This window comes from Alkalicoccus urumqiensis, from assembly GCF_002993335.1.
GTDB lineage: Bacteria > Bacillota > Bacilli > Bacillales > Salisediminibacteriaceae > Alkalicoccus > Alkalicoccus urumqiensis.
The window spans coordinates 256,178-267,218 of record NZ_PVNS01000004.1; the positions used below are offsets into that span (position 1 = coordinate 256,178).

Genomic DNA, 11,041 nt, shown 5'->3' on the forward strand with positions numbered 1-11,041 from the left:
ACCCACACCCCTTTTCCATCCTACATTGTACACTATTCCCCCGTTTGATGCACAAGACTTTGTCCGTGAGTTGCCCCCGGGGGAAGCGCTCGTGTACACTGGATTGTGGAGACAAACGAACGAAGGAGACCAACTATGATCGTTTTGCAATGCAGTCAGCTAAGTAAATATTACGGCTCGGAGCAGATTCTGGCCAATGTGAAAATGGAAATCAAGCACCGCGAACGGATTGCCCTCGTCGGCAGGAACGGCGCCGGGAAATCGACGCTTCTAAAAGTGTTTACCGGAGAGCATGGCTATGACGGCGGCCAGCTTATGATTCCAAAAGAAGTTTCCGTCGGCTACCTGGCGCAGGACAGCGGCCTTCAGTCAGAGAAAACGATCTGGGACGAGATGCTCACCGTCTTTGACGACGTGCGTGCGATGGAAAAACGGCTCCGGGAGCTTGAGGAGCGCATGAGCACCGGAGATGAAGACGTATTAAAGGAATACGATGCGCTGCAGCAGACGTTCCAGCAGCGCGGCGGCTTTCAGTATGAAGCGGAGATCCGCAGCATTCTAAACGGCCTGCACTTCGGCAGCTTCCCGGCGGATACGACGGTCAACAGCCTGAGCGGTGGACAGAAAACGCGCCTTGCGCTCGGAAAGCTGCTGCTGTCAAAGCCGGAGCTTCTCATCCTCGATGAGCCGACCAACCACCTGGATATCGACACGCTTACGTGGCTCGAAAATTACCTTTCCGCCTATGACGGCGCGGTACTCATCGTGTCCCACGACCGCTACTTTCTCGATAAAGTCGTCGACACGGTCTATGAACTGTCCTTTCAGCGGACACGCCGCTTTACCGGAAACTATTCGGCGTATTTAAAGCAGAAAGATGTGCTGTATGAACAGGAAATGAAGGAATTCGAGAAACAGCAGTCCGAAAAGCAGAAGCTTGAAGAGTTTATCCAGAAAAACCTGGCCCGCGCATCGACGAGCAACCGCGCCAAAAGCCGGCGCAAACAGCTCGAGCGGATGGAGTTAAAGGACCGCCCGAAAGAGGATGATAAGTCGGCCTCCTTCCGCTTCGAGATCGACAAGCAGTCCGGAAACGACGTGTTAATGCTTGAAGACATTGCCGTCGGCTACGGCGGCGAGCCGCTCATTTCCAACGTGAATCTTCATTTAAACCGCGGGGAGAGCCTGGCGCTTATCGGTCCAAACGGCATCGGGAAATCGACGCTGTTAAAAGCAATCACCGGCAGATTGTCCCCTGCCTCCGGTTCGATCCGGCTCGGCAGCAACGTGTCGATCGGCTACTACGATCAGGAACAGACCGAACTGCACTCGATTAAATCCGTCCTGCATGAGCTGTGGGACGAGTACCCGCACGTCAATGAGAAGGATATCCGCACCGTTCTCGGCAATTTCCTGTTTACCGGCGACGACGTGTTAAAATCAGTCGCTGAACTGAGCGGCGGAGAGAAAGCGCGTCTTGCACTTTCGAAATTAATGATGCAGAAGGCGAACGTCCTCATTCTCGACGAGCCGACGAACCACCTCGATCTCGACAGCAAAGAAGTACTCGAGAATGCGCTGATCGACTATCCGGGCACGATCGTTTTCGTATCGCACGACCGGTACTTCGTCAACCGGATGGCAACACGCGTTGCAGAACTGCACGCAGGCGGCGTCACAACGTATCTCGGCGACTACGATTACTATGCGGAAAAGAAGGCCGAACAGCAGGAGCTCGCCCGGATCAAAGCGGAAGAGGAAGAACAGAAATCGGAAACTCCCACTCCGCCGACGAACAAATCTGATTTCCAGAAAAACAAAGCGCGCCAGCGGGAGGAACGGCAGCGGCAGCGCCGGATTGAAGAAATCGAGCAGGAAGTCGAACAGAAAGAAACCGACGCTGCAGCCATCGAAGAAGAACTCTGCCTGCCGGATGTCTTTCAGGATCACGAAAAATCGCAGAAGCTGAACGGACAGCTGGAGACACTTCATTCTGAAATGGAATCGCTTATGGAAGAATGGGAGCAGCTTCAGGAAGAAGAGTAGCCCGTGTATTCATTCTTTCAGTATCCGGGGCTGTCTGCTGCTGCAGACAGCCCTCTCTTTGTCCTTTACTCTCTATATCCATCAGTGCTGTTTTCAGAAAGTTTTGAGGAGTTATCCACATGCTGCAGGAACTTGTCAAGAGGATATTCTGTTCCTCCACAGTAAAGCGTAATACTCACAGAGTTACCCACAGATGAAATGCCGAAACTACGCTTATACACAGAGTTATGCACATTATCCACAGATTTAATGGCCGCATTTGTGCACAATTGGAAACCCATTTCCTCTGCGGATCTGTCTCACTTTCCCACAACCTGTGGATAACTACGTTCCACAGCGGCTTATTGTGGCATTATTCACACGATTGTCCACAGCCGCAGGGAGAGAGCCTGCGGTGAAACTTCCCCGCTTCCGTTCGTGGCACGAACTGTTCCTGTTCTGGCATGATCTGTCTGCGTTTTGGCGCACGGCGATCTGCTTTTGGCACGATTTTTCATCCGTGGCACGAACGCCCTTCGTTTTGGCACAAACCATTTCCGCATTGGCACAACACGCTTCGCTTCTGGCACAATGCACCCTAAAAAAGAAGCCGGCTCGCGTTTTCTACAGCTCCCGGTACGTGATCAGCTCCGACCGGTCATCATTCCCTTCTTTATGCACAAGCTTCTGATCGCTCCGCTTCGTCTCATCCAGTTCCAGTTCCGACTGTTTTGGTTCTCCACCGAGTTTGTACTGTACGGCTTCCAGCAATTCCATTGCGGTCTCCGCCCATCATGTGGCGGTGTTTCTGCCTATCGTTGCGATCTCTGCTTTCAGTGTGGCGGTCTTCTGCTCCCACGTTGCGATCCACCCTTTGTATGGCGATCTTTATCCAACCCGTGGCGGTCTGAAATGCCGGTGTGGCGATCTTAGACACCGCCGTTGCGATCCTTGATTTCCGCTGTATTTCTACGAACCGGACATTTCTGCGCCCACGAAAACACGCACCATCTTCATCGAGGAGGTCAGCACCCAGCTCCGGCAGACATTTAAGCAGTGGGCGGAGACGTACGGGCATAGCGGAAAAACCGATAGATGAAACAAAGGCTGAACTGCCACATCCCTTGGCACACCTGCTTTGAAGAAGCTCTCCTATGCTCTAAAAAAAGCTTCCGGCGGTCCAAACGGACTGCCGGAAGCTTGTTTTCTCTTATATTATCTTCGTCAGCGGAGCTCCAGCCCCGGAACGCCGTTTAACCGGTCATCGGAAAACTGACCGATCCGGAATCGTACGTAGCCCGCTGCGCCGATCATCGCTGCATTGTCCGTACAGAGGGAAAGCGGAGGGATCGTGAGCTGCACGTCCTCTTTTTCTGCCGCCTCCGTCAGCGCCTGACGGAGACCGCTGTTCGCGGCGACCCCGCCGGCCACGACGAGACGGCTGACGCCGTGCTCTTTCACAGCGCGCATCGTTTTTTCCACGAGCACGTCCACTGCCGCTGCCTGAAAGCTCGCTGCGATATCTGCCTGCTCCGGCTCTTCGCCTTTCTGACGGGCGTTATGAAGCGTGTTAATGACAGCGGATTTTAAGCCGCTGAAGCTGAAATCATACGAATCCGCTTCGAGGCGGACGCGGGGAAATCCGAGAGAATCGGTTCCTTCTGCCGCCAGTTTATCAACGTGCGGACCGCCGGGGTACGGCAGGCCGATCGTGCGAGCGACTTTATCATACGCTTCGCCGACCGCGTCATCTCTCGTTTCGCCGATTTTTTCGTACACTCCGTCTTCCGGCATGTAGACGAGTTCCGTGTGCCCGCCGCTTACGACCAGAGCGATGAGCGGAAATTCGAGTGGTTCGACGAGGTGGTTGGCGTAAATGTGCCCGGCAATATGGTGCACGCCGATAAGCGGCACATCCCAGGCGAAGGCGGCTGCTTTTGCTGCATTCACCCCGACGAGAAGTGCACCGACAAGACCCGGTCCTTCCGTCACACAGACGCCGTCGAGATCCTCCGGTGTTACCCCGGCCTCTTCAAGCGCCTGCTCCATGACGATCGTCATCACTTCTACGTGGTGCCTCGACGCAATCTCCGGCACGACGCCGCCGAACCGTTTATGGCTTTCCATCTGGGAAGCGACGACACTGCTCCGGATCGTTTTCCCGTCTTCAATGACAGCGGCTGCGGTTTCATCACAGCTCGTCTCTATTGCTAACAGTACGTTTGGTTTCATGATAAATTCACCCACATTACTAAGGCATCTTCCTGATTATCGGTATAATACCGGCGGCGGAGACCGCCGTCCTGAAATCCGTGTCTGCGGTACAGGTTCTGCGCTGCCTCATTGGAGACGCGCACTTCGAGGCTGAGACGCTGCGCGCCGAGCATTTTCGCCATATTCATCGACGCCAGCAGCAGACTGTCGCCGATCCCTTCGCGTCTGCGTCCCGGCAGCACGGCGATGTTGGTAATATGCGCATCATCCACGATCACCCACAGGCCGCAGTAGCCGAGAATCTGCTCTGCTTCTTCGGCGACAAAGTAGTAGGCGAATTTATTTTTCGCCACTTCCTGATAAAAAGCCTCCTGCGTCCAGGGGGTGGCAAAACTCTCTATTTCCACGTCCAGAACGGCCGGGATGTCCGTGACTCCCATCAGCCGGATCGAATGATTACTTTCCATGTGCTTCCCGCCATTTCGCTTCAGCTTCAGCGAGCCGGAGATATTCCGGCACCGCGTCATGCACGTTTTTATACGGATTCTGCTCTGCGGCAAGCATCGCGATCGACGAAGCGCGCGGAAGATGATCCTGGGCATGTGCCGGCAGTTCCAGCTCCCCGAGCGTCTGTGAAATCAGCTCCTGATGCTTAGAATAATCCGGACTGATCAGCGTCACCGGCTCTCCGCCGGCGGCGAGCTCATGCAGCCAGTCGTCGTGCATCCGTATCTGGTCCGGCTTCTCCTGCATGAGCTTTCCATTCTCAAACCGGTAGAGGCCGGTAAAGACCTGCCCGCGCCGCGCATCCATAAACGGACTGATGAGCTGGGAACCGCGGGCATTCGCTGCAAGCACAGACAGCGAGGAAACGCCGTAAAGCGGCAGTCCCGCTGCCCATGCGAGTGATTTCGCTGTCATGAGGCCGATCCTAACCCCTGTATAGGACCCCGGTCCTTTCGCCACTGCAACTGCATCGAGATCCTGAAGAGAGAGATCACATTCTTCGAGAAGCATCCGGACAGCCGGCATGAGCCGGATGGAGTGATTTTTTTTCAAATGCGTCGTCCATTCGCCGATCGTACGGTCATGATCAACAACCGCCACACTCAGCGCAAAAGTCGACGTATCAATCGTGAGCATTATCATCTGCAAGCCACTCCTCTGCGCGTCGTTCTGCCTTCTCTCCGTAAGCCGTTACCGTAATCGTCCGGCTTTCCGGTCCGTCGTAGGAAAGCGTCAAATGAAGCCGGGTGTCCGGGAGCTGATCGTCGATTTTCTCCGGCCATTCAATCAGTACCACACCGCCTGCTTCCAGGTACTCCTCCAGACCGATCTCCTCCATGCTGTCTTCGAGCCGGTAAGCGTCCATGTGGAAGAACGGCAGACGTCCTTCGTATTCTTTCATGATCGTAAACGTCGGGCTGTTCACGTTTTTCGTCACTCCGAGACCTTCTGCGAGGTATTTCGTAAACGTCGTTTTCCCGGCACCGAGATCGCCGCTCAGTGTCAGGACGTCGCCTGCCTGAACGAGCGTTCCGAGAAACCGCGCCGTTTTTCCGGTCGCTTCTGTGCTGTTTGTCTGTATGGTCCATGTTTTCATTCATATCTCTTCCCGTCTATTGAAAATACCGCCATTCATTATACCAATCCCTGCATAGAAAGAAAAGCCGCGGCTGCCTCATTTGGGCGCCGCGGTGGTTTCATTTACAGAGTCACTCTCAGCTGTTCACACGAGCAGCGGACTGCTGCAGCGCTTTTTGGAAAATGTCGATAATATCGCGCTCATCTTCAATCCCGACCGAAATCCGGATCGTCTGCGCCGTCACGCCGAGCTTTTCGCGGAGTTCGTCCGGAAGCGGCCGGTGTGACGTCGCAATTGGATACGTGATGGACGTTTCCAGACCAGCGAGCGTCGGGACAACCTTCACCCAGTCGAGCTCCTTGGAAAACGCCGTCGCATCCACACCGTCCGCCAGCTCAATTGACACGATCGCGCCGTTTCCTTCCGGCGAAGCAGCAGTTGGATAATACACCTTTTTGACCGCCTTTTCGCTCTGAAGCGCCTCAGCAAGAGAAGCAGCGTTGCGGCACTGTTTTTCCATCCGGACAGCAAGCGTCTTTAATCCGCGTACACCGAGCCAGGCATCAAACGGACCGATATTGCTTCCAAGCATGGCGATTTTTCCCCGTGCCTTCTGCATCAGCTCTTTATTTCCGGTAACGACACCGGCTGTCACATCACTGTGCCCACCGATATATTTGGTTGCACTGTGCGCAACAATATCCGCTCCGCTCTCATGCGGACGGATGAGGTATGGTGTAGCAAACGTGTTGTCGATCATAAGACGAAGGCCGCGGCCCGCAGCGATCTGAGACAGTCCTTCGATATCCTCCACACGGAGAAGCGGGTTCGTGATGGATTCCGAGTAGAGCAGGACGGTATTTTCCTGAACGGCGGATTCAATCTCCTCCCGGCTTTCCATATCAACAAAGGACACGTCGATGCCGAAATCCTGCAGATCGTTGGCGAAAAGTGAATAGGTGCCGCCGTACAAGTCCTGGGTGGCTACGATATGATCTCCCGTTTTCGCCACGGCCAGCACACCCGCAAGAATTGCCGCCAGTCCGGATGCGGCAGAAGCACCCATCTCCGCTCCTTCCAGGTCAGCTGTCCCTTTGGCGAGATCATCGGAGTTTGGATTGCCCATTCTTGTATATAAATACGATTTGTCTCCGGAAAAATACTGCTCCATTTCTTCAAAATCCTGAAATGTGAACGCCGAGGTCTGGTAAATCGGCTTTGTTTTACTTACTTCCTGTGCTTTCTCCTTATTTGGAAAATGCACGTTTTGTGTATGAAAATGCAATGTTTCTCTCCCCTTTCCGATGTGCGTATTTCCTAATAATAACGCATCCGGCGGAAATTGAACAGGGATCTACTGCAGATCTCTATTACGGTAAAGGAAAAACGCAGCGGCATAAACGGCAGCGGCCACAGCTGTCAGCAGGATAAGCGGCAGCAGCTCCACCTCTTCGACCGGCATTCTTGGTACGTATCCGTAGGGAGTCAATTTCTCTGTCCAAGCGGGAAATTGAAACAAACCGCCCATATAGACGATGACGAAAGAGGCTGTGACATAGCCCCAGATCCAGCTGACGAACGCCGGCCGGACAGCCAGAAGAAGTGCCGATGCCGATGCCATCACCCACACTGCCGGAACGTAGGCGATCCCTGCGAGGAAATAATCCTGAAACGGTCGTCCATCTTCAATCACAGCGGCTGCCGCTCCGGCAAGCCCGGCACTTGAAGCTGCGGTAAACAGCACTGTGGCAGAAACCGTCAATACGGCATAGCTTCCAAACAGCCGCCACCGGGACACCGGACGCGTCAAAACAGCTTCTGCACGCTGGTTGTTTTCTTCAGCCCGCAGCTTGGTTGTCGACAGCAGCGCCGGTACGGTTGCCATTATAGAGAGGACTACGAACAGAAGCGAGACGAACTGGTCGGTCATGGATACACCGGCCATCTGATCCATAAATTCTTTCATAAATTCAATGTCGGCAAAGTAGGCATCGGTATCGCCGAGAATCGAGCCGTACATAGCGCCGAGCAGCAGGAGCACCAGTGCCCAAATAATGAGAGACGTACGCTGCAGCCGCAGCGCGAGAGCGAAAGGACTTCGAAGCAGTGGCCCGGCTTCAGCTTTCCCTTCCCTGGGAGGAAGCACGCCGGATCCGATGTCTCTCCGGTTAAACAGCCAGCCAGCGGCGCCAAGAAGAATCACCGAGGCCGCCGTTGTTAACAAAAGCGGCCAGACAATATTGGAGACATACGCTTCCGACTTCACGATCCATCCGAACGGACTGAGCCAGCTCCACGCTCCTCCGCCCACGTCGCCAACGGCCCGGACCGTATAAAACAGAGTCATCAGCCCCATCGCCAGTCCGGAAGCGCCCCGTGCACTGCTGCTCAGCTGAGCTGTGAGCAGTCCCAGGCCGAGAAAAAAGATACCGGCAGCAGCAAGAGCACCTCCGTACACAATAGACCCTGTCCACGTCTGCCCTTCCAGACCCATAACACCGAGACTGACAGCCGTTCCTGCACCAATGAGAAGATTTAAGACGAAAACGACGACTGTACCGGAGGCGGCCGGCGCCAACGCACCAGCCGGGAGAGAACGGACAATTTCCATACGCCCGGTTTCCTCTTCGGTACGGGTATACCGTATTATCAGAAGGATGCTCATGACAGCCATCACCAGTGCGCTCATTGCGAGCATCTGGTGGCCCATCATGGCACCGTAATGGTAGTTATCGAGGCCGTACCCCGGACCGACGAGTGCCGTCATCGCCGGATTAATCATCGTCTCCGCCAGCTGCTGCCGTTCGGTTTCGTTTGTATAGAGCCCGGGAAACGAAAGGGCCGTTGCCGCTTGGACAAGTACGAGGCTCAGAAACCATATCGTCAGCCGGAGCCAGTCCCGTTTCAGCGTGAGGCCGATGAGTACAAGCGTCCCTTCGAGCTTCATGGCTGCTCCTCCTTTTCATAGTAGCGCATGAACAGATCCTCCAGCGTCGGCGGGGCACTTTCCAGCAGATACACATCCCTGCCGTGCAGGGCATCCACTACCTGATTCACCTGATCGGCCTCCACCTGCACCAGCCACAGATCATCCACTTTCTCAGCATGCGCCACCGCTGATAGAGCGTGGAAATCCGGCGCTTCCCCGTGGAGTCCGATACGCATTTCCACCCGTGTTAAATGCCGGAGTTCCTGAAGGGAGCCAGTTTCAATGATCGACCCATTGCGGATAATCGCCAGCCGGTCACACAGCTTTTCGACTTCCGATAATATATGACTGGAAAGAAGTATCGTTTTTCCTTCCCTCTTCGCTTCAAATACGCATTCCTGAAACGTACGCTCCATTAAAGGATCCAGTCCGGATGTCGGCTCATCGAGAATGAACAGCGAGGCATCAGAAGCAAATGCAGCAACAAGCGCTACTTTCTGGCGGTTCCCTTTGGAATACGTACGGCACTTTTTCTTCGGATCCAGCTGAAATCGTTCGATCAACTCTTCTTTCTTCTGCTTATTTCCGCCTCCATTTAAACGGAGCATAAAATCAATGACTTCCCCGCCGCTCAGGTTCGGCCATAGGTGCACGTCCCCGGGCACATAGGCAGTCTGATGGTGAACAGCGACGGCTTCTTTCCAAACGTCTTTTTCAAAAATGGAGGCGGTGCCGGAAGAGGCCCGGATAATGCCGAGAAGCACCCGGATGGCAGTCGATTTCCCGGCGCCGTTCGGACCGATAAAACCAAAAATCTCTCCTTTTTTAACACGAAGAGTAACCTGATCGAGCGCCTGCACTCGTCCAAACGATTTCGATACATTATTCATTTCTACAATGTTCATTAATGCGCCTCCTCTCCGGCCCCGCCGGAATAATAAACGATCCGCAGATCCTTAAGATACTGCCTGAACTCATCCCAGAGGGGGTCCAGCTCCTCCTGCGTAATCCGATGACCCTCAAGCCTCTTTAACACGCTGTCCGAGTATCCCTCGATCGCGTAGTGAAGCATATGAATTATCCTTTCAGCAGGCAGATCCTGACGAAGCATGGAATAATCCACTCCTGAAAACATCCGTTCTTTCATTTCTGCCTGCAGCCGGTACATTTCTTCTTTCTGCTGCGTCGATAATTCATTCGCATAAACAACAAGCAGGTTCCCCGCAAATTCAAAGAAGGAAGGTTCCTGTATATATAACTGCAGCTTCATTTCTGCCGCTTTTTCAAACCGGCTGATCACGTCGCTGTGGGATAAAACCATTTCCTCCACCTGCTGCGACATACGCTTGAGGGTGTAGGATACTGCGTAATTCCAAAGCTCGGCTTTCGATCCAAAATAATTAAACAGCGTTCCTTTACTGATACCTGCTTCAGCGACGATCCGGTTTGTTGATGCGCGTTTTCTGCCATGGGAAGCAAATTCTGCAAGAACGGCCTGACGAATCGGCAGCTGTTTTTCTTCCGGAAGTTTCTCAAACGGCAGCACCATCCCATTCCCTCTTTCTATTAAGAATGTTTTCGATTTTTCTAGAAGTGACCAAGTTGGTCACTTCTAGAATATACCTTTTGACCAGTTTGGTCAATGACTGTACAAAATAAAAAAGCTGCGGCCCTGAAAGCCGCAGAAGATCCGGGAAGGTTGTCGAACAGGTAGAAGGACGGCGGCGCTTCTCCAGGCCTCGGCAGAAGCTTGCCGTGGGGCTTGCCTCAGCTATTTCCCAGACTGGTCCGGTCTGGGAAAGGATCTTCGGACGGCGCTGATCCCATCTCGATTTTGGAAGGTATCCGGCCTGGGAGGCGCGGACAACGCTTCGTTTTAAGAAGTATGGCTCCGCGCGGCCGCGCCGCAGGCCAGAAGCCAGCTGCCATACGGCTCAACCCAAAGGCCGGCTCCGCTCGTGCGTTCCGCCGGACGACCTGCGTCCGTGCGGAAACACAAAAAAAGACACCACCGTCTGGTGGTGCCGGGTGACCCAGCCGCGTCCTACTTTTGCAGGGGGAGAGCCCCCAACTATCATCGGCGCTGGAGAGCTTAACTTCCGTGTTCGGCATGGGAACGGGTGTGACCTCTCCGCTGTTGCGACTGGATATTGAGCATCCGCTCAAAACTGGATAACGCGTCGATCCACGAAGATCAGTGTCCTGGTGTTGCCGTTGTTCTTGGTTAAGTCCTCGATCGATTAGTATCCCTCAGCTTCACGTGTCGCCACGCGTCCACCCGGGACCTA

At 54.1% G+C, this 11,041-nt stretch carries 10 protein-coding genes and 1 rRNA gene; 1 reads left to right on the forward strand and 10 read right to left on the reverse strand.

All coding sequences use genetic code 11. The annotated features are described in order from the left end of the window. The first annotated feature begins 135 nt into the window (after positions 1 to 135). Positions 136 to 2,046, forward strand: a complete 1,911-nt coding sequence (locus C6I21_RS06045) for an ABC-F family ATP-binding cassette domain-containing protein (protein ID WP_105958554.1) — start codon at positions 136 to 138, stop codon at positions 2,044 to 2,046. A 603-nt stretch (positions 2,047 to 2,649) separates the two neighbouring features. On the opposite strand, the gene C6I21_RS16420 is transcribed toward C6I21_RS06045, so the two are convergent. The 10 genes from C6I21_RS16420 to rrf form a co-directional block, all read right to left on the reverse strand. Continuing rightward, positions 2,650 to 2,802, reverse strand: coding sequence for a hypothetical protein (locus C6I21_RS16420; protein WP_181186125.1), 153 nt, complete (start codon positions 2,800 to 2,802; stop codon positions 2,650 to 2,652). A 447-nt stretch (positions 2,803 to 3,249) separates the two neighbouring features. Further along, a complete protein-coding gene (tsaD, locus tag C6I21_RS06050; RefSeq protein ID WP_105958573.1) occupies positions 3,250 to 4,257 on the reverse strand; it encodes a tRNA (adenosine(37)-N6)-threonylcarbamoyltransferase complex transferase subunit TsaD in 1,008 nt (335 codons plus the stop codon). Beyond that, entirely contained in the window at positions 4,254 to 4,706 is a 453-nt protein-coding gene (rimI, locus tag C6I21_RS06055) for a ribosomal protein S18-alanine N-acetyltransferase (protein ID WP_105958555.1), read from the reverse strand. The genes tsaD and rimI overlap by 4 nt, the downstream gene beginning before the upstream one ends. Next, entirely contained in the window at positions 4,696 to 5,388 is a 693-nt protein-coding gene (gene tsaB / locus C6I21_RS06060; RefSeq protein WP_105958556.1) for a tRNA (adenosine(37)-N6)-threonylcarbamoyltransferase complex dimerization subunit type 1 TsaB, read from the reverse strand. Before tsaB ends, rimI begins: the two co-directional genes overlap by 11 nt. Then, entirely contained in the window at positions 5,369 to 5,842 is a 474-nt protein-coding gene (gene tsaE / locus C6I21_RS06065; protein ID WP_105958557.1) for a tRNA (adenosine(37)-N6)-threonylcarbamoyltransferase complex ATPase subunit type 1 TsaE, read from the reverse strand. Before tsaE ends, tsaB begins: the two co-directional genes overlap by 20 nt. A 118-nt stretch (positions 5,843 to 5,960) precedes the next feature. After that, entirely contained in the window at positions 5,961 to 7,088 is a 1,128-nt protein-coding gene (locus tag C6I21_RS06070) for a trans-sulfuration enzyme family protein (RefSeq protein WP_245411549.1), read from the reverse strand. 90 nt (positions 7,089 to 7,178) lie between these two features. Further along, positions 7,179 to 8,771, reverse strand: a complete 1,593-nt coding sequence (locus C6I21_RS06075) for an ABC transporter permease (RefSeq protein ID WP_105958559.1) — start codon at positions 8,769 to 8,771, stop codon at positions 7,179 to 7,181. Beyond that, entirely contained in the window at positions 8,768 to 9,658 is an 891-nt protein-coding gene (locus C6I21_RS06080; protein ID WP_105958560.1) for an ABC transporter ATP-binding protein, read from the reverse strand. Before C6I21_RS06080 ends, C6I21_RS06075 begins: the two co-directional genes overlap by 4 nt. Further along, positions 9,658 to 10,302 (reverse strand): TetR/AcrR family transcriptional regulator, encoded by a 645-nt coding sequence (locus tag C6I21_RS06085; protein WP_105958561.1) that lies wholly within the window; start codon positions 10,300 to 10,302, stop codon positions 9,658 to 9,660. Before C6I21_RS06085 ends, C6I21_RS06080 begins: the two co-directional genes overlap by 1 nt. Positions 10,303 to 10,784: 482 nt before the next feature. Next, positions 10,785 to 10,901 (reverse strand): 5S ribosomal RNA (gene rrf, locus C6I21_RS06090). Positions 10,902 to 11,041: the final 140 nt, after the last annotated feature.